The organism is Pseudacidovorax sp. 1753 (assembly GCF_040544975.1).
Lineage (GTDB): Bacteria > Pseudomonadota > Gammaproteobacteria > Burkholderiales > Burkholderiaceae_C > Xenophilus.
Genome location: NZ_JBEPKY010000008.1, coordinates 178,577 through 195,957, shown reverse-complemented (window position 1 = coordinate 195,957; position 17,381 = coordinate 178,577). Strand labels below are relative to the sequence as shown.

Annotated in this window: 17 protein-coding genes; 4 read left to right on the top strand and 13 right to left on the bottom strand. The window is 69.1% G+C overall.

Features of this window, described 5'->3' with window-relative positions; genetic code table 11:
- Nucleotides 1-112: 112 nt before the first annotated feature.
- The 4 genes from ABIC63_RS12040 to nifE are packed head-to-tail and all read right to left on the bottom strand — an operon-like array spanning nt 113 to nt 4,054.
- A complete protein-coding gene (locus ABIC63_RS12040) occupies nt 113-610 on the bottom strand; it encodes a NifX-associated nitrogen fixation protein (RefSeq protein WP_294368650.1) in 498 nt (165 codons plus the stop codon).
- Nucleotides 603-1,022 carry a nitrogen fixation protein NifX gene (gene nifX, locus ABIC63_RS12035; RefSeq protein WP_354319924.1) on the bottom strand — a complete coding sequence of 140 codons (420 nt, stop codon included), beginning with the start codon at nt 1,020-1,022 and terminating at the stop codon, nt 603-605. The genes ABIC63_RS12040 and nifX overlap by 8 nt, the downstream gene beginning before the upstream one ends.
- A gap of 30 nt (nt 1,023-1,052) precedes the next feature.
- Complete coding sequence (gene nifN, locus ABIC63_RS12030) at nt 1,053-2,480, bottom strand: nitrogenase iron-molybdenum cofactor biosynthesis protein NifN (protein ID WP_354319923.1); 1,428 nt, start codon at nt 2,478-2,480, stop codon at nt 1,053-1,055.
- Between the two features lie 11 nt (nt 2,481-2,491).
- The gene (gene nifE / locus ABIC63_RS12025) at nt 2,492-4,054 is read right to left on the bottom strand and encodes a nitrogenase iron-molybdenum cofactor biosynthesis protein NifE (protein ID WP_354319922.1); all 1,563 of its coding nucleotides are present in this window, start codon (nt 4,052-4,054) and stop codon (nt 2,492-2,494) included.
- Between the two features lie 272 nt (nt 4,055-4,326).
- Between nifE and ABIC63_RS12020 the strand changes: the two genes are divergently transcribed.
- On the top strand, nt 4,327-6,540 hold the full coding sequence (locus tag ABIC63_RS12020) for a TonB-dependent receptor (RefSeq protein ID WP_354319921.1): 2,214 nt from the start codon (nt 4,327-4,329) through the stop codon (nt 6,538-6,540).
- 38 nt (nt 6,541-6,578) lie between these two features.
- Here the strand turns inward: ABIC63_RS12020 and ABIC63_RS12015 are convergent, their stop codons facing one another.
- The 9 genes from ABIC63_RS12015 to nifH form a co-directional block, all read right to left on the bottom strand.
- The gene (locus ABIC63_RS12015; RefSeq protein WP_354319920.1) at nt 6,579-7,397 is read right to left on the bottom strand and encodes a hypothetical protein; all 819 of its coding nucleotides are present in this window, start codon (nt 7,395-7,397) and stop codon (nt 6,579-6,581) included.
- A 13-nt stretch (nt 7,398-7,410) separates the two neighbouring features.
- Nucleotides 7,411-8,265 carry an LLM class flavin-dependent oxidoreductase gene (locus ABIC63_RS12010; RefSeq protein ID WP_354319919.1) on the bottom strand — a complete coding sequence of 285 codons (855 nt, stop codon included), beginning with the start codon at nt 8,263-8,265 and terminating at the stop codon, nt 7,411-7,413.
- Between the two features lie 16 nt (nt 8,266-8,281).
- Complete coding sequence (locus tag ABIC63_RS12005; protein WP_354319918.1) at nt 8,282-8,638, bottom strand: hypothetical protein; 357 nt, start codon at nt 8,636-8,638, stop codon at nt 8,282-8,284.
- 29 nt (nt 8,639-8,667) lie between these two features.
- Nucleotides 8,668-10,374: an AAA family ATPase gene (locus tag ABIC63_RS12000; RefSeq protein ID WP_354319917.1), complete on the bottom strand. Its 1,707-nt coding sequence runs from the start codon at nt 10,372-10,374 to the stop codon at nt 8,668-8,670.
- A gap of 13 nt (nt 10,375-10,387) precedes the next feature.
- A complete protein-coding gene (locus ABIC63_RS11995; protein WP_354319916.1) occupies nt 10,388-10,873 on the bottom strand; it encodes a hypothetical protein in 486 nt (161 codons plus the stop codon).
- 32 nt (nt 10,874-10,905) lie between these two features.
- Nucleotides 10,906-11,232 (bottom strand): hypothetical protein, encoded by a 327-nt coding sequence (locus ABIC63_RS11990; protein ID WP_017757469.1) that lies wholly within the window; start codon nt 11,230-11,232, stop codon nt 10,906-10,908.
- 69 nt (nt 11,233-11,301) lie between these two features.
- Entirely contained in the window at nt 11,302-12,861 is a 1,560-nt protein-coding gene (gene nifK / locus ABIC63_RS11985; protein ID WP_354319915.1) for a nitrogenase molybdenum-iron protein subunit beta, read from the bottom strand.
- Between the two features lie 89 nt (nt 12,862-12,950).
- Complete coding sequence (nifD, locus tag ABIC63_RS11980) at nt 12,951-14,408, bottom strand: nitrogenase molybdenum-iron protein alpha chain (RefSeq protein WP_354319913.1); 1,458 nt, start codon at nt 14,406-14,408, stop codon at nt 12,951-12,953.
- Nucleotides 14,409-14,484: 76 nt separating this feature from the next.
- Nucleotides 14,485-15,366, bottom strand: coding sequence for a nitrogenase iron protein (gene nifH / locus ABIC63_RS11975; protein WP_234192530.1), 882 nt, complete (start codon nt 15,364-15,366; stop codon nt 14,485-14,487).
- Nucleotides 15,367-15,751: 385 nt separating this feature from the next.
- On the opposite strand from nifH, the gene ABIC63_RS11970 reads away from it, so the two are divergent.
- The 3 genes from ABIC63_RS11970 to ABIC63_RS11960 are packed head-to-tail and all read left to right on the top strand — an operon-like array spanning nt 15,752 to nt 17,369.
- A complete protein-coding gene (locus ABIC63_RS11970; RefSeq protein ID WP_354319912.1) occupies nt 15,752-16,216 on the top strand; it encodes a group II truncated hemoglobin in 465 nt (154 codons plus the stop codon).
- A complete protein-coding gene (locus ABIC63_RS11965) occupies nt 16,213-16,821 on the top strand; it encodes a hypothetical protein (protein ID WP_304304928.1) in 609 nt (202 codons plus the stop codon). The genes ABIC63_RS11970 and ABIC63_RS11965 overlap by 4 nt, the downstream gene beginning before the upstream one ends.
- 17 nt (nt 16,822-16,838) lie before the next feature.
- Nucleotides 16,839-17,369, top strand: coding sequence for an ankyrin repeat domain-containing protein (locus ABIC63_RS11960; protein ID WP_354319911.1), 531 nt, complete (start codon nt 16,839-16,841; stop codon nt 17,367-17,369).
- The last annotated feature ends 12 nt before the right edge of the window (nt 17,370-17,381 follow it).

Genomic DNA, 17,381 nt, shown 5'->3' with positions numbered 1-17,381 from the left:
CAAGCACTGTGCTCGGGCGCCCGTGGAACCGGCTTTGCCGGGCCACCGGGCGCGCCCCCTTGAGGGGGGATTCGGCTACACGAAGTGAGCAAGAAACGGGGGTGGGTCTATTTCATGCTCCGTAGTTGGCAACGTCCGGGTAGGTGCGGATCATCTGCACCGCCTCGTCCAGGAACTTGCCACCGGCTTCCGCCAACTTGGCCAGCGATGGAAAGCCGAAGCGGTGCACGTCGCGCAGCTGCTTGTTGACCACCACCAGCCGCCCGGCGATGAGCACCATGCGGCCGAAGCCCTCGTGGCTCATCTTCATCATGGGCGAGACCATCTGCTTCGTCTCGCGCTCGATGGCCACGGCAATGGCGTTGTAGAACAGCTCCAGGTGCCACAGCGTCTCGGGGTCGGGGTCGCCCATGATCGGAATGGCACGCCGCTCCTCGGGCGTGAGGATGTAGGGCTTGAGCAGCTGCAGGTCGCTCTTGCCCTCCCAGGTGCCGTGGGTGTCCTGGGCGCGCAGCTGCTTGATGAGCTGCTGCACGAAGGGCGACGCCAGGTGCGCCGCGTCGTTGTCGTCGGCCGCCGGGGCGGCGGCCAGGGTTGCTTCTTCAGCCATGGGAGTGGGCTTCCTCTTCGTCCTCGAAATCGAAGGCACGGCCGCCGTCCTTGGCCAGCGCCTTGCGCAGCCAGGGCGGCGGCGTGCCCTTGAGCACGTCCTGGAGCTTGTCCAGGATCTCTGCAATGGGTTCGGGCTGCGGCACCTTGATCGGATGGATCTTCAGCGCCACCACCCGCGCCGCGCCCGAGCCGCCGATCGCCGCCACATACAGGATGGCGCAGTCGCGGATGGCGTCCAGCTTGGGGGCGAGCTTGTCCTCGTCGCCGTCTTCCTCCAGCTTGCCGCCGAAGTCGAAGCTTTCGACGAAGCGGTGGCCCTGGGGCGTGACCTCGTACACGACGATGGCCTTGGCCCAGCCGAAGTGGGCGTCGACATGGACCTTGTCCTGGGTGGCAAATGCGATCTTCATGGGGACTCCGTGGCGTGGAAAAGAGGTCGCTCAGGCGCTGGCGGCGGCCACGGCCGCGTGGTCGCCGCAGCCGCAGCCCGTGCCGCAGCCGGCCTCCGCCTGCGGCACGGGCTGCGCCGCGCGCAGGGCCTCGGGCGTGAGCGGCCAGTCGCCTTCGTGGTGGTGCGGGATCTGCTCGATCATCAGGTTGGCGATCTCGAAGATCAGGTTCATCGTGCCGCGGTAGCCCACATAGCGGCGGTGCGAGTTGCCGATGCGGTCGAACACCGGAAAGCCCACCCGGAAGAAGGGCTTGCCCAGCCGCTCGGCCATCTGCCGGCCATGCGAGTGCGTGACCAGCAGCTCGCAGCCGGCCTCGGCCGCAGCACGCTCCATGTCCTCCAGGTCGCCAATCACCACCTGCGCGGCCGGCAGCAGCGCGTGCGCGGCCGAGGGCGTGGTGCTGACGCACACCTTCAGCTCGGCGCCCATCTCATGCAGCAGGCTGCCCACGGCGAGCAGCAGGTCGGGCTCGGCGCCGATCGCCACCTTGGTGCCGCCGGTATAGAAGTGGCCGTCGAGCATCGCGTCCAGCAGCTGGCTGCGCTGGCGGCGGTATTTGGCCGGCACGGGACGTCCGCTGATCTGCGCCAGCCGCTGCATCAGGCGGTCGTTGCAGGCCAGGCCCGTGAGTCGCTCGTAGACCTCGAAGGGCGTGCCGGCGATGTCCTGCAGTGCCTGGGCGGCATCGCGCATCTGCTCGCCCACCGCCAGCGTGAAGGCCGAGGCGCCCGCGGCGCGGATCTCTTCCACCGTCGTGCCGCCCAGCGTGGTGCCGCGCCAGTCGGGCGCGATGTGCCCGTCGAGCGAACCCGAGAGGTCGGGCAGCACCACGGCCGTGAGGCCGAAGGCCTCGACGATCTCGCGCAGCTCGTCGATGTCCGCCGGCGAGAGATGGCTGCCCGGCAGCAGCGTGAGCTGCGCGGCCACCGTGGGCAGCGGCTTGACCATCGCCCGCACGATGCCGGCGACGGCGTGGCGGTAGCCGTCCTCGAAGGCGCCCACGTAGTCGGGCGTGGAGACGTAGACGATCTCGGTGCCGGCCAGCTCGGGCTTGCGCTGGCGCACGATGGCGAGGAAGCCCTCCACGTCGTCGCCCTTGGTCTCGGTGAGGCCCGTGGAGCAGATGGCGATGATGCGCGGCGCCGCGCGCTGGTGGATGTTCATCAGCGCGGACTCGATGTTCTCGTAGCCGCCGAGGATGGTGGTCACCTCGTTCATCGCGGTGGTCTGCAGCGGAATGGCTTCCTTGAAGTGCCGCACCAGCAGCACCAGCCCGAAGGAGGTGCAGCCCTGCGAGCCGTGCATCACGGGCATGCAGGCATCCAGCCCCATGAAGGCGAAGCTCGCCCCCAGCGGCTGGCTCATCTTGAGCGGATTGACCGCGCAGGCTTTCCTGGATTCGACGACTTCGGCCATGGTGCGGCTCCTCAGGCGGGCATTTCGTCGAGGGTCAGGCCCATGGCGCTGCGCGCCACGTCGGCCAGGAAGGCCAGGCCCGGCAGGGGCGCGCAGTCGGCCAGGGCGGCGGGCTGCGGCGCCTGCGGCGGGATGGGTGCAGGCGCCGGCACCGGCGTGCCCGCGGTCACGGCACCCAGGCTCTCGCCGTCGTCGCCCCAGGGCGCGGGAATGCGCACCTGTTGCCACACGGGGTTGGAGAGCGCGCGGTCCACCTGGTGCACCAGCTCCACCATGCCCTCGTAGCCGCCATAGGGGTAGTAGCGCTCCTGGTTGATGTCCAGCCAGGGCATGCGGGCCTTGAGCGCCACGAACTGCGAGCGCCCGCCCGACAGCATGATGTCGGCCTTGGCATCGCGCAGCATGGTGTACATCTGCCGCGGTGTCATGTCGTCGATCATGTGGGCGTCGTCACCCATGATCTCCTTGATCTTCTCCTTGTCTTCCTTGGTCGACTTCTTGATGCTGGTGCCCACCACCTCGATCCCCGCCTCCTGCAGGGCCGACACCACCGACCACGACTTCACGCCGCCGGTGATCAGCAGCGCCCGTTTGCCGGCCAGGCGCTCGCGGTAGGCGGCGATGCGCTTCCAGGCGCGGGCTTCCTCGACCTCGATCAGCCGCTCGGTGCGCTCGATCAGGTCTTCGGGCGCGCCCTGGCGCACCAGCAGCCGCGCGATGTTGCGCAGCGTCTCGCTCATGTCCGAAATGCCGTAGAACGAGCCTTCGAAGTACGGGATGCCCCAGCGCTGCTCCATGCGGGTGGCGATGTTGATCATCGACTTGGAGCACACCATCATGTTCACCTTGGCGCGGTGGCTGCTGGCGATCTCGTTGTAGCGGCCGTCGCCCGAGATGCACGAGAGCACGCGCACGCCCAGCGCATCGAGCAGCGGCTTGGTCTGCCACAGCTCGCCCACCAGGTTGTACTCGCCGATGATGTTGATGTCGTAGGGAGTCGTGTACTCGGGCTCGCGCGTGCCGATCACATAGTCCAGCACCGACTCGCCGCCCAGCTTGTTGCCCAGGTTCTTGGGCCCCGCGAAGCCGGGCGAGTTGACCGGAATCACCGGCTTGCCGAACTTCTCGCTGGCGCGCTTGCACACGGCCTCGATGTCGTCGCCGATCAGCGCCGTGACGCAGGTCTGGTAGACGAAGACCGCGGGCGGGTCGTACTTCTCGATGATCTCGCGCACGCTCTTGAACAGGCGCTTCTCGCCGCCGTAGATCACGTCCAGCTCGTTGATGTCGGTGGTGAAGCCGGTGCGGTAGAGCTGCGAGCCGCTGCTGGCGCTGTGCCGGTTGTCCCAGGAGTTGCCTTCGCAGGCGATGGGGCCGTGCACGAGGTGCGCCACGTCCACGATGGGCTGCAGCGCGATCTTGGCGCCATCGAAGGCGCAGCCGCCAGCCGCCGCGCCGGGCGACAGCTGCTTGGTGCAGCCCTTCTTCTTTTCCTTGGCGCCCTTGGCCTGGTTCTTGTCGCAACCGGGCTCGTCGAACACCTGGGCGATCTTGGCTTTGAGCGAGGGGGACATCGGGAGGCTCCTTGCACGTGGCGTGGGTGAGGCCTTCATTGCAGGTTCGGTGCCAGCCGCAATGCGTTGGAAAGCCAACGCAGAAGCGGCAATCGCGCCTGTCTTCAGCGCCGCCTGTGGCAGGTTTGAAGCAATCGCGACATTCGCGCTGCCGGCATGTGACACACGGGCCGGTTCCTATAATCCGCGCCTTCCGCGAGGCCCTTCCGGGCCCGCATCCCGCGCCAGCCAGCCGCTGCCAGCCGCGCATCTCCTGCTCCTGGAGTCCGGCTGTGCCTACCCTGCCCTCCCGCCACCCGTCGCCGCGGCGCAAGCGCGCCCTTCCCCGTTCCACGCCCCGCACCGCCTGGCCGCTGGCCGCGGCGCTCGCCGGCCCCCTGCCGGCATGGGCCCAGGCCGCCACCGCCGCCGATACGCAGTTGCCCGCGGTGCAGGTGGAGGACCAACGGGTGCCCGACCTGCAGCAGGACGGCTCGGCCGCCAGCGGCTACCGGGCGCGCACCGCCGCACAGATCGGTCCGCTGGACGCCCGACCGCTGCTCGATACGCCCTACTCCGTGCACGTGGTGCCGCAGGCATTGATGGAGAACCTGCAGGCCACCAAGCCCGACGATGTGCTGCGCATCAACCCCGTCACCCAGCTCACCACGCCGCAGTCGCGCTTCTTCACGGGTGTGACGGTGCGCGGCTTCAGCCTGGGCGCCACCAAGCGCATCGACGGCATGCCCAACACCAACATGGTCAGCGTCGACATGGAGGACAAGGAGCGGCTGGAGGTGCTCACCGGCCTCTCCGGCTTCCTGTGGGGCGCCGGCAACGTGGGCGGCACGCTCAACTACGTGCTCAAGCGGCCCACCTACGAGCCCCTGCGCAGCGTGACGGCGGGCGTGACCGAGGGCAGCAACGGCTACCTGCATGGCGACTTCGGCGGCCGCATCGACGATGGCGGCAAGCTGGCCTACCGGCTGAACGTCGTCGGCCAGGACGGCGACACCGCCACCGACCACCAGTCGATCCGGCGCGGCCTGGTCAGCGGCGCCCTCGACTGGAACCTGAGCGACCGGCTGCAGGTGCAGTTCGACGCCTCGCGCAGCGTCTACCGCATGCGCGGCAGCGAGGCCTACTGGAGCGCCGCCACGGGCGCCAGCTATCCCGCGGCCGACCTTGCCCGCAGCAACTTCTACGGCCAGCCCTTCACGCTGACCGACACCGCGCAGGACCATGTCGCCAGCCGCGTGCGCTGGCAGCTGGGCGACAGCGTGGTGCTGCGTGCGGGGGTGGCCCGCCGCACCAGCCGCTCCGACCTGGTGGTGGCCAACAACACCTTCATCGCCGGCGGCAACGGCAACTACCGGGTACAGACCAGCGCCTGGGAATACCCCGACTACCTCAACCAGGGCGCCTATGCCTATGCGGACTGGCGCTTCGCCACCGGGCCGGTGCAGCACACCCTGACCGCCGGCTGGTCGGCCGACCGCACCACCGCCACCAACTACCGCTCGTCCGCCGGTGGCTGGACCACGCTGACGAGCACGCCGGTCAGCTTCGGCCAGCCCGTCTATCTGGCCGACCCCGGCCTCTCGCCCACCGGCAGCAAGTACCTGGCCCAGCGCACGCTGCGCCGCAATGTGCTGCTGGGCGACGACATCCGCTTCAACGACCAGTGGTCGGCCCTCGTCGGCGTGAACCAGGCCGGCATCCTCGACACCGGCTACGACGCCACCCGCACCAGCACCAGCCGCTACGACGACAGCCGCGTCACGCCGACGGCCGCGCTCATCTACAAGCCCGTGCCCTGGCTCTCGCTCTACGGCAGCACCATGCGCAGCCTGGAACAGGGCGGCGTGGCCGCGGCCACCTACAACGGCCGCCTGGTGAGCAACGCAGGCGCCGTGATGGCGCCGCTCCAGAGCAGGCAGGTCGAACTGGGCCTGAAGGCCGAAGCCCGCGACGTGCTGTGGACGGCGGCCCTCTTCAAGATCGACAAGGGCCTGCAGTACTACGACGCGAGCGGCAGCGGCCCGGTGACCTATGTGCAGGACGGCCGACAGGTGCACCAGGGCCTGGAGTTCACCGCCACGGGCAAACCGATGCGCGGCCTGACGGTGGTGGGAGGGCTGACACTGCTGGACGCCAAGGTCAAGGAGAACCGTCAATCGCCCGCCCTGGAAGGCAAGACGCCCATGAACGTGGCCGAGCGCAGCGCCAAGCTCTACCTCGAGTACGAGCTGGACGGCGTGCCCGGCCTGACGCTTACCGGTGGCGCCTTCTACACCGGCCCGCAGTACGCCGACGCGGCGAACACGCAGCGCCTGCCCGGCTTCGCCACCTTCGACCTGGGACTTCGCTACGCCCTGCGCGCCGCCGGGCTTCCGGTGACGCTGCGGCTGAACGTGGCCAACGTGGCGGACAAGCGCTACTGGCTCAATGCCAACTACCTGGGCAGCCCGCGCACCGTGGCCATGTCGGCGCAGGTGAAGTTCTAGGCGAGGAGGTCTCGCCCTCGGCGCCCGGCCGCAGCCGCTCAGCGCGAACCCGACGATCCGCCCAGCGCGCGCGCCACCGCCAGGGCAAGCGCCTGCGGATCGGCCCCCGCCCGTGCGAAGGCGGCCAGCGCACGCCGCATGCGCGGCGCCTTGGCGTAGTCGGCTTCACCGTGGCCGGCATAGGCCGAGAAGTCGCAGATGCACACCTGCAGCAGCTGCTCGAAGCGCTCGGGCCGCTCCACCGCCTCCACCCGTGCCAGCAGCTCGGCGATGGGACCGGCGCGCATGTCGCTGGCGCGGTGCACGCGATCGGCCTCGGCAATGGCCAGATCCGCCAGGTCCAGCACCTCGGGCGGCAGCGCCATGCGCCCGGCCAGGTCCCGCAGCCGGGCCTGGCCGCGCAGTTCGTGGCCCACATGGCTGGGCCAGCAGTGCGGCGGCGTGCCCGCCATGCCGAACTTGTGGGCCAGCACCGCGAAACGCACCGCCAGCGGTGCATGGCGCCGTGCGGCCAGGGCCAGGGCGCGCAGCTGGTGCTCGCCGACGTCCACCGGCAGGGGCTCGTCCGACAGGTGGGGCACGCCGAAGAGCGCGTCCAGCTCCGGCAGGAAGCGCCGGAGCCCGGCGCAGGCCCGCAGCGCCAGGAAGAAGCCCGCCGGGTAGGGCGACTGCAGCGCCCGCTGCAAGGCCGCGCCGGCCTGCTCGGGCGTCAGCCGCTCGATGGCGTCGCGCTGCACGGCACTCACCATCAGTGCGAGGTCCGCCGCATCCGGCGCCGCGCCCGCGCTCTGGGCGGCACCCAGCGCGAGGCGGATCAGCTGCTGCCCCACCGCGGAGGACGCGCGCGACCAACTCATGGTCAGCGAACCCTCAATCGTCCAGCAGCGGCCGGACCTCGTCGACCATGTCGGCCAGGATGTGCTTGGCGTCGTCGAAGCCCGCGCTCATCGGCACCACGATCACGCCCAGCAGGCCGAAGCGCTCGCCCAGGTGACGCAGCGCCTGCGCCACCTCGGCATGGCTGCCGACCAGGCTGCGCGCCAGCATCGCCGGGGCTGCGTCGGCGCCGGCGCACCAGTGCGCGAAGGGCTGTGCCAGGGCCAGCGCCGCCTCGCGCGTGGCGGCGGGGCAGGCGAAGCGTGCCAGCAGCACGCCAGGGTCGGCCGATCCGCCCGCCTCGCGGAAGGCGGCAATCAGTGCCTCCACAGCCGCCTCGTCCAGCTCGGCCGGCAGCCACAGGCCCAGCCCGCGGGCGGCGGCCTGCCGCGCGGCCTCGGCACTGTCGACCACGGCCCAGGCCGGCACCGGCACGCCCGGGGCTGCCGGGATCAGGGGTCCACCCTGTCCTGCCAGCCTGGCCTGCAGCGCAGCCAGCGACGCCGTCGCATCCGTGTGGGCGCCGCGCGCATCGGCCGCCAGCGCCAGCCGGCCCCGACTGAGCAGCGAGGCCGTCGCCAGGCTCTGCGCCAGCGCCTCGGCCTCGTGCCGCGAGGGCTGCACCACGGCGCCGATGCGGGCCTTGGACGTCACGCCCGCCAGATGCCCCACCAGCGCCTCGACCGCCGTGCTGGGATGCGCCGGATCGTCCGCACACTCGGCCAGCCAGATGTCGTCGAAGCCCATGCGGTCGGCCTCCCGCACCAGCACGAACTGCCGGATCAGCGCCCGCCCGTCCTCGCCGGTGGGGTTCTCGAACAGGCACAAGGCACCCAGACGCAGTTTCATGGCAGGTTCCAGGATCTCAGTAAGCGTTCTCGAACCACACGGGCTCGATGCGCCGCAGCTGCTCGATCAGGTGCACCGTGGTCGGCAGCAGCGAGCGCACGGCATACCACACGGCCTCCCGGCGCGGCTGGGCGTCGGCCTCGAGCAGGCCGCACAGGGCCTGCCAGCCGCGCCAGTCCACCCAGGCGAGACGCGCCTGCAGCGCCGGCGACAGGTGGGCCAGCGTCTGGGCCACCGTCAGCAGATGGGTCTCCACATGCTGCAGGGTGTTGGGGCTGGCGAAGAGCTCCGCCTCGTCCTGCATCTCGCAGGTAAGCCGGTCCACGGCGTCCGCGCACTGGCGCACGATGTCGCATTGCAGGTGAGGCAGCATGGTGTTCCTCGAAGAAGGTGCTGTGGCGATCAGGCGCCGGCCGGCGTGAGCGCGCGGAACATCGCGCAGCGCAGGAAGGCCTCCTCCGTCGCCGGCACGCCCTTGTGGCCGCAGTACTTGGCGACCAGCTTGGCCAGGCCCTTGATGTCGCGGCCGGTGGCCTCGGGAAAGAGCGCGGGCAGCCGCCGCAGCAGCGCGGCATCCAGCACCAGGCCGAACTGCTCGCCCATGACCTGCCAGATGCGCAGCCGCGCCGCCTCGTCCGGCGCGTGATAGCGGATCAGCGCGATGCAGCGCGAGACGATGGCCTCGTCGATGTCGTCGATGCGGTTGGTGGTCAGGAACAGCAGGCCGCTGAAGTACTCCAGCACGCGCAGGAACACGCCCACCACCGCGTTCATGGCCAGGTCGTCGTCGCGGCGCTTGATGTAGACGTCGGCCTCGTCGATCAGCAGCACGGCGCCCCAGCGCTGGGCGCGCAGCAGCACCTCCTTGAGGGCGCTCTCCATGGTCGAGACGTTCAGGCCGAGCTGGCCCGAGTGCACCCGGTACAGCGGCCGGCGCACGATCTCGGCATAGACCTCGGCGGTGAGGGTCTTGCCCACGCCCGGCGGGCCCGCGCACAGCACGGTGGTACCGCCGGACTTGCCGGCCACGATGTCGTCCATCAGCACGTCCATCTCGGCGGTGAGGATGTCGATCAGGTCGGTCTGTTCGGGCGGCAGTACCAGCTTGTGCTTCAGGGCGGGCTGATAGGCATAGGGCTGCAGTTCGTCCACATGCACCCAGAGGTGGTGGTGCAGCTCCAGGTGGAACATCAGCATCAGCGGATGCACCGGCAGCTGGGTGAACAGCCCGGGCCGGTCGCGGCGCAGCTCTTCCGCCAGGGCCTTGACCTCGTCCTCGGCGTCGTACTGGCTGCTCTTGGCGGCCTTGCCCAGGTAGCCGGCCAGCAGCGTGCCGGGCGCCTCCAGCGTGGGGTTGCGCTGCTGCAGCACGCCTTCGTCGTTCACCAGCCGGGCCGGCTGGCCCTGGGCGCTGAGCACGATCACGTCCTTGCGCAGCCAGTCGCTGTCGCGATGGGTGGCGGTGGGGTCCTCGGCGTGGAAGCCGGTGCCGCTGCCCAGAAACTGGCTGCCGTACTCGCCGCGCCACTCGAAGTAGCGCTCGGCCGTGGCGTCGTAGGCATCCATCAGCGCCGGGGTTTCGCGCATCAGGCCGCGCGACAGGAGCATCCGGGCGATGGTCCGGCCCTCGACGTCGGCGCCGGCCAGCCGCAGGGTCTGCGTGATGAGGCCGCCGCGCGCGTTGGCCTTCATCTCGACGAAGACCTTGCCGGTCTCGTCGTTGCTGGCGGGCACGAAGTCGATGCGGGTCGGGCACCACGCCAGGGGGCGGCTGTCGGTGTCGGCGCTGAAGAGCCAGCCGCGCCGGGCACCGGCGGCGATGTGCCGCACCAGCGCCGGCACCACCTGCTCCAGCCGGTCGGCGGCGAAGCGCTCGGCGTCGGGCTCTTCCAGCGCATCGCGCAGGCAGCGCAACTGCACGGCGCGTCGGCGCTGATGCTCCCCGCCGGTCTGCCACAGCTCGCCCAGGCGGTCGAGCGCCACGGGGTGCAGCTGGGCCAGCCCGATCTCGGCATGCGCGCCGAAGCGCAGCTGGTCGGCCAGCATCGCCAGTTCGGGGAACTCGCTGGCAAGCTGCTGGGCGTGCGGTCGTTCGATGCGCAGCTTCATGGCCTGTGTCCGGTCAGTTGTCGTCTGCCAGCACTTCCAGCTCGACCAGTTGCCGATAGAGGGCACGCCGGGCCCACCAGCGCGCATCGCCGGCCAGCCGCGGGTCGTGGCCCTCGAAGGCGGCCACCGCCTCGGTGTCGCTCCAGTAGATGCACGGCTGGGCGCCGCGCGCCGCGATGGCGGCCGCCAGGGCGTCGCGCTCGCTCACCGGCACGGACTGCAGCACGCCGCGGCCCAGCAGGTGATCGGCGCGGTACAGAGGGGTGTCCCAGCCGTGCTCGTCACCCAGGCCGCAGATGGCGGGCAGTGCCGCGCGGGCCGCATCCCCGGGCCCGTCGTGGCCATGGGCCTGCAGCAGTTCGCGCGCCGTGAGCACGTCGTGGATCTCCCAGGGCTGCAGCGCGTCGGTCGCAGCGACCTTGCGGGCCAGGTCCTCGTCGTCATAGGCAAACCAGGCATGCGGCTCGCCGGCGTCCGGCTGTTCGACGACGTAGATCATGGTGGGGCCTCAGGCAGTGCCGGACGGACGGCTCACTCCACGCCTTCGGCGTGCGCCTTGGCCCAGACGGCCTTGCTGATGCGCTGGGTGATGCCGGCCGGGCTGGAATCGAACACCCGCTGCGCGGCCAGCAGCGCGCCCTGGGCGATGGCCGCCTGCTCGTGGGTCAGGGGCAGCCGGCCCGCCACATGCGTGGCACCGGGCACGGCACGCAGGATGGCCTGCCGGTTGGGGTGTTCGAGGATCTCGACCAGGTGCTCGGCCTCGCGCACCCCGGCCAGGCAGACCCAGCCATCGATCACTTCGACCTTGCGGCCGTCTTCCGTGGTCTTGACCCACACGCGTTCGGGTTCGGACATGGGCGATCCTCGATTCGGTGAAGAAGTGAAGCCAGGCGCCAGGCCGGCCGCGAAGGCCGGCCGGCGTCCTCAGCGGATGATGTCGTAGCTGTAGTCCGTCTTGCCCGGCACGATGGTGTTCGCGTCCAGGGTCTCGAAGAACTCGTCCAGCAGCATCACCAGCGTGCGCAGCGCACCGTCGTAGCCCCAGGTGGGATAGCGGTGGTAGTGGTGGCGGTCGAAGATCGGGAAGGTCATGCGCACCAGCGGCGTCTTGGTGTCGCGCTCCAGGTACTTGCCGTAGGTGTTGCCGATCAGGAAGTCCACCGGCTCGGTGAACAGCAGCGAGCGCATGTGCCACAGGTCGCGTTTGGGATAGACCTTGCAGTTGGCACCGTAGGGCGAGGCGTCGAACAGCGCCTGCACCTTGGCGGCCCAGTCGTCGTTGCCGTTGGTGGCCAGCACGTGGGCCGGCTCGGCGCCCAGTTCCAGCAGGAAACGGGTGGTGCCCAGCATCTGGTCAGGATCTCCGTACAGCGCGAAGCGCTTGCCGTGCAGATGGGCCTGGCTGTCGGCCATGGCGTCCACCAGCTGGCCGCGCTCCTTCTCCAGCTCGGCCGGGATCGGCTTGCCGGTCAGGCGCGAGATGGCCATCAGGAATTCGTCGGTGCCGGCCACGCCCATGGGCGCGTTGAGCACCACGACTTCCTGGCCGTGCTCGGCGATGAACTTGGAGGTCTTCTCGCAGCAGTATTCCTGGAAGACGATGGTCGCCTTGGCGTGCAGTGCGGCCTCGACCTCTTCCTTGGTGGTGCCGCCCTCGTACATGCGGAACTCGCCGTCGGTGGGCGTGTTCCAGGTCTCGGAGGGGTCGCAGATGATGTTCGCCTTCACGCCGAACAGGCTGAAGATGCGACGGATCTCCTTCATGTTGCCCACGACGAAGCCGTCGAAGCCGCCGATGAAGTTGATGCTGTCGTTGGGCACGCGCTCCAGCTTGGGCGCCGTGCCGGCCTTGCCGTCCCAGAAGTGCTTGAGGATGCCCAGCAGCGCGTTGTCGTAGCCGGTGATGTGGCTGCCGACGAAGGCCGGGGTGTGCGCGAAGGGCACGTCATAGGCCTCGGGCACGCTGCCCTTCTGCTTGCTGTTCTTGATGAAGGCGTCCAGGTCGTCGCCGATCACTTCCGCCATGCAGGTGGTGCTGACGGCGATCATCTCGGGCTTGTACAGGTTGTAGGCGTTGGCCAGGCCGTCGATCATGTTGTTCAGGCCGCCGAACACCGCCGCGTCCTCGGTCATCGAGGAGCTGACGCAGGAGGTGGGCTCCTTGAAGTGGCGGCTGAAGTGGCTGCGGTAGTAGGCCACGCAGCCCTGCGAGCCGTGCACGAACGACAGCGTCTTGTGGAAACCGTTGGCCACGTACACCGCACCCAGCGGCTGGCAGGCCTTGGCCGGATTCACGGTCAGCGAATCGCGGGCGAAGTTCTTCTCTTTGTAGTCCTCGGTCTTGGTCCACTCGATGACCTGCTTGATCTTGTCATCGGGGTGGTTGAACTCGAACTCTTCCTTCTTGCGTTTGAAGATGTCCTGGTATTCCGGCTCGCGGAACAGCAGTTCGTGGTCGAGGATCTTGTCGGCGGATTGGGGCATGGCGGGCTCCGATGGAAAAGAGGTCGTGGGGCGGCTCGGGCGGCCCGCGCACGGGGTGCGCGCGGGCCGCGGCGTTGCGCAGGCGGGGGTCAGGACTTCCAGGGCGCCTTGGTCAGGCCCCAGATCGGCGAGCTGATCGCCATGTCCATGTCGCGGGCGAAGATGGCGAAGCCGTCATAGCCGTGGTAGGGGCCCGAGTAGTCCCAGCTGTGCATCTGGCGGAAGGGCACGCCCATCTTCTGGAAGACGTACTTCTCCTTGATGCCGGAGCCGATCAGGTCGGGCTTGATCTTGTCGACGAAGTGCTCGAACTCGTAGCCGGTCACGTCGTCGTAGATCAGCGTGCTGTCCTTGATGTAGTGCGTGGTGCGCTGGTAGTCGTCGTTGTGGCCGAACTCGTAGCCGGTGCCCACCACGTCCATGCCCAGGTCCTCGTAGGCGCCGATCACGTGGCGCGGACGCAGGCCGCCCACGTACAGCATGACCTTCTTGCCCTGCAGGCGCGGCTTGTAGCGCGCGATGACGGCATCCATCAGCGGACGGTACTTGGCGATGACCTTCTCGGCGTTGGCCTTGATGGTGTCGTCGAAGTGGCTGGCGATCTCGCGCAGGCTCTTCTCGATCATCGTGGGGCCGAAGAAGTTGTACTCCACCCATGGGATGCCGTACTTCTCTTCCATGTGCCGGCTGATGTAGTTCATCGAGCGGTAGCAGTGCAGCACGTTGAGCTTGGCGCGGGGCGTGTTCTCCAGCTCGGCGATGGTCCCGTCGCCCGACCACTGGGCGATCACGCGCAGGCCGATCTCCTCCAGCAGGATGCGGCTGGACCAGGCATCGCCGCCGATGTTGTAGTCGCCGATGATGGCCACGTCGTAGGGCGTGGAGACGAATTCGGGCCGCTTGTTCGGGTCGACCTTGTCGAACACCCAGTCGCGGATGGCGTCGTTGGCCAGGTGGTGGCCCAGCGACTGGCTCACGCCGCGGAAGCCCTCGCAGCGCACGGGCACGATGGTGTGGCCTTCGTACTCCTTGCTCTTCTTCTTGCTGACGGCCTCGATGTCGTCGCCGATCAGGCCGATGGGGCATTCGGACTGGATGGAGATGCCCTTGTTCAGCGGGAACAGCGCCTGGATCTCGTCGATGATCTTGTCGAGCTTCTTGTCGCCGCCGAAGACGATGTCCTTCTCCTGGAAGTCGGAGGTGAACTGCATCGTGACGAAGGTGTCCACGCCGGTGACGCCGATGTAGTAGTTGCGGCGCGCGGCCCAGCTGTACTGGCCGCAGCCCACCGGGCCGTGGCTGATGTGGATCATGTCCTTGATCGGGCCCCAGACCACGCCCTTGGAGCCGGCGTAGGCGCAGCCGCGGATGGTCATCACGCCCGGCAGGGATTTGATGTTGGACTTCACGCCGCAGTCGGGCTTGCCTTCTTCGAAGGTGCCCAGGTGCTTGGCGCGCCGCTTGGCCATCTTCTCGGGATAGGCCTTCAGCACTTCATCGATCAGGGCCTTGTTCGCGGCCTTGCGCTCTTCAACGGTGGCGGTCATGGGGGATGCTCCGTAAGGATGGGAAGGGGGCGGCGCCGGGCCCCGCCGCGCGGGGCCCGGGCTTGCACGCCTGGAATCAGGCGGCCAGTTCGGCCGCGGCCTTGCCGACCTGCGACTCGTCGATCTGCTTCATGATCCCGTGCTCCATCAGCAGGTCTTCCAGCTGGTCCATGGTGATGGGCGTGGGGATGGTGCCGTTGCCGGCGTTGTTGTGGACCTTGCGGGCCAGCTGGCGGTATTCCTCGGCCTGCTTGGACTCGGGTGCGTACTCGATCACCGTCATGCGGCGCAGCTCGGCGTGCTGCACGATGTTGTCGCGCGGCACGAAGTGGATGAGCCGGCTGCCCAGCATCTTGGCCAGCGACTCGGCCAGTTCCAGTTCCTTGTCGGTCTGGCGCTCGTTGCACACCAGGCCGCCCAGGCGCACGCCGCCGCTGTTGGCGTACTTCAGGATGCCCTTGGAGATGTTGTTGGCCGCGTACATGGCCATCATCTCGCCGGACATGACGATGTAGATCTCCTGCGCCTTGTTCTCGCGGATGGGCATGGCGAAACCGCCGCACACCACGTCGCCGAGCACGTCATAGGAGACGTAGTCCACGCCGTCATAGGCGCCGTTCTCTTCGAGGAAGTTGATCGAGGTGATCACGCCGCGGCCGGCGCAGCCGACGCCCGGCTCCGGGCCACCGGACTCCACGCAGCGGATGTCCTTGTAGCCGATCTTCATCACGTCCTCGAGCTCCAGGTCCTCCACCGAACCGGCTTCCGCCGCCAGCGAGAGGATGGTGTCCTGGGCCTTTGCGTGCAGGATCAGGCGGGTGGAGTCGGCCTTGGGGTCGCAGCCGACGATCAGGATCTTCTGGCCCAGCTCGGTGAGCGCGGCCAGCGTGTTCTGGGAGGTGGTGGACTTGCCGATGCCGCCCTTGCCGTAGAAGGCGATTTGCCGAAGTTTGGACATTGCGATTACTCCAGTGAGAGTGAAGGGTTGAAAGGTTGCGTTGCAGAAAGCCGCGCCCATGTCAGCCTGTCGTGGTCCTGCTGTAGCTCTTCTTGTCGGGGTCACGCATCGGCCGGACTTGTGTCCGCGCACCCCCTCTTCGCAGCTTCCATGCCATGCCCCTTCGACCGGCATGGAATCCCTCCGAAAGTCCACTCTCCAGAGGGAGAAAGGCCCATTCGCCCCCTGCGTCGGCGGCCGACGCGGGGCTTGTACGGTTCGCGACAAACCCTGCATCGCGCGTCGCGAACGGCGGCGTTGCGCCGCACACCGCCCAGCAGCCTGTCGCATTTGGCTGCCTTGTCGCGCGCCAGGGCGCTGGTACGCCGATTGCAGAACGCAGACCATGACCCCGTCCATTCCCACGGCCCCGTCGCCGCACAACACGCACTACGAGCGCCTGGGCGGCGATGCAGCCATCGCGCGGCTGGTGGAGGCCTTCTACCGCCACATGGACACCTGGCCCGGCGCGCGCGGCATCCGCGCGATGCACGAAGCCGACCTGACGGCCACCCGTGCCGTGCTGGTGCTGTATCTGCGCGAGTGGCTGGGCGGCCCCAAGGACTATTCCGCGCAGCGCGGCCATCCGCGGCTGCGCATGCGCCACGGCGGCTTCGCCATCGGCGCGGCCGAGCGCGACGCCTGGCTGGCCTGCATGCAGGCCGCCCTGCAGGCCGTGGGTGCCGACGCCGCGCTGCAGGCCGAGCTGATGGCCGCCTTCTTCAAGACCGCCGACTGGATGCGCAACACCGACACCCGGACCGCGCCCCAGCACCCCCTTTCTCTCACCACCCTCAAGGAAGCCCCATGACCGCCACGGCCACCCAGACCGAGATCCAGGACACCGCCTTCGCGCGCCTCGAAGCCGAAGGCCGCCTGCTGAACCCGGTGCTCAAGGCGCCCACCCACAAGCCGGGCCGCTTCGGCTTCCGCGGCGAACTGGCGCTGCGCTTCTCGGCCAAGCTGGCCGACGAGGCCCGCCCGCCCGAGCTGACCTGCGACCAGGTGATGGCCGTGGCCACCGCTGGCAGCACGCACCTGCCCTTCTTCTGCGGCTGGCTGCTGTCCTTCGAGTCGCTCAAGGACGTGGCCGAGACGCTGGGCGACACGCTCAGCGCCGGCGGCAAGTACTTCCTCTTCTGCGACAACATCGACCTGTCGAAGAAGTACCAGGTGCCCTACAAGGGCGCGATGTTCTACGTGCTGCCCATCCTGGAGAACACGGTCTACAACGAGATGCTCGAACTGCTCTACCTGGAGAAGGGCGATCTCAAGAAGAAGGACACCGCCGGCAAGCTCGACGCCGTGGCCGATGCCGCGCTGAAGTTCGACGTCACCTTCGACACCATCACCTACGCCGAGGGCCTGGAGTTGATGGGGCCGGTGCGCAACCCCAACGAGAACCGGCCGGTCTGAACCCGCACGGCACCGCCATGCCTGCCCCGCTTCCTGCCCACGGGCCCTGCGTCCTCGCGGACGAGGCGCCCATCGCCCGCCTGCATCCGCGGCGGGCCGGGTCTGCCTCCGTCGCTGCGCTGTCCAACTGGCTTGCGCAGCAGGGCTTTCCAGGCCCCTTCGCGCGCGCCGAGGACGGCGAGACCGCCCTCATGCGCGCCGCCTGGCAGGGCGACGCGTCGGCCACCGCCGCATTGCTGGGCCGCGGCGTGCCGGTGGACGCCGAGGACGACCAGGGCCGCACCGCCCTCTGGTATGCCTGCCTGCAGGGCTGGCCCGCCACCATCGTGCAGTTGCTGGAGGCCGGTGCCGACATCGACCACGCGGACGACGACGGCCTCACCTGCCTGATGCAGGCGGCCGCCAGTGGCCGCGCCGAGCTGATGGCCCTGCTGCGCCGGATGGGCGCCAGCGCCGTACCCTGCGCGCCCGATGGCCGCGCCGCGGCGGACATGGCGGCCGACCGCGCGCGCGAACTGCTGCGCCATGCGCGGCGCCTGAGCGCCTGAGCGCCCGAGAGC

Bases quoted from the DNA above. Each gene is read 5' to 3' on its own strand.
- ABIC63_RS12040 (WP_294368650.1), bottom strand. From the start codon at position 610: ATGGCTGAAGAAGCAACCCTGGCCGCCGCCCCGGCGGCCGACGACAAC.
- nifX (WP_354319924.1), bottom strand. From the start codon at position 1,022: ATGAAGATCGCATTTGCCACCCAGGACAAGGTCCATGTCGACGCCCAC.
- nifN (WP_354319923.1), bottom strand. From the start codon at position 2,480: ATGGCCGAAGTCGTCGAATCCAGGAAAGCCTGCGCGGTCAATCCGCTC.
- nifE (WP_354319922.1), bottom strand. From the start codon at position 4,054: ATGTCCCCCTCGCTCAAAGCCAAGATCGCCCAGGTGTTCGACGAGCCC.
- ABIC63_RS12015 (WP_354319920.1), bottom strand. From the start codon at position 7,397: ATGAGTTGGTCGCGCGCGTCCTCCGCGGTGGGGCAGCAGCTGATCCGC.
- ABIC63_RS12010 (WP_354319919.1), bottom strand. From the start codon at position 8,265: ATGAAACTGCGTCTGGGTGCCTTGTGCCTGTTCGAGAACCCCACCGGC.
- ABIC63_RS12005 (WP_354319918.1), bottom strand. From the start codon at position 8,638: ATGCTGCCTCACCTGCAATGCGACATCGTGCGCCAGTGCGCGGACGCC.
- ABIC63_RS12000 (WP_354319917.1), bottom strand. From the start codon at position 10,374: ATGAAGCTGCGCATCGAACGACCGCACGCCCAGCAGCTTGCCAGCGAG.
- ABIC63_RS11995 (WP_354319916.1), bottom strand. From the start codon at position 10,873: ATGATCTACGTCGTCGAACAGCCGGACGCCGGCGAGCCGCATGCCTGG.
- ABIC63_RS11990 (WP_017757469.1), bottom strand. From the start codon at position 11,232: ATGTCCGAACCCGAACGCGTGTGGGTCAAGACCACGGAAGACGGCCGC.
- nifK (WP_354319915.1), bottom strand. From the start codon at position 12,861: ATGCCCCAATCCGCCGACAAGATCCTCGACCACGAACTGCTGTTCCGC.
- nifD (WP_354319913.1), bottom strand. From the start codon at position 14,408: ATGACCGCCACCGTTGAAGAGCGCAAGGCCGCGAACAAGGCCCTGATC.
- nifH (WP_234192530.1), bottom strand. From the start codon at position 15,366: ATGTCCAAACTTCGGCAAATCGCCTTCTACGGCAAGGGCGGCATCGGC.
- ABIC63_RS11970 (WP_354319912.1), top strand. From the start codon at position 15,752: ATGACCCCGTCCATTCCCACGGCCCCGTCGCCGCACAACACGCACTAC.
- ABIC63_RS11965 (WP_304304928.1), top strand. From the start codon at position 16,213: ATGACCGCCACGGCCACCCAGACCGAGATCCAGGACACCGCCTTCGCG.
- ABIC63_RS11960 (WP_354319911.1), top strand. From the start codon at position 16,839: ATGCCTGCCCCGCTTCCTGCCCACGGGCCCTGCGTCCTCGCGGACGAG.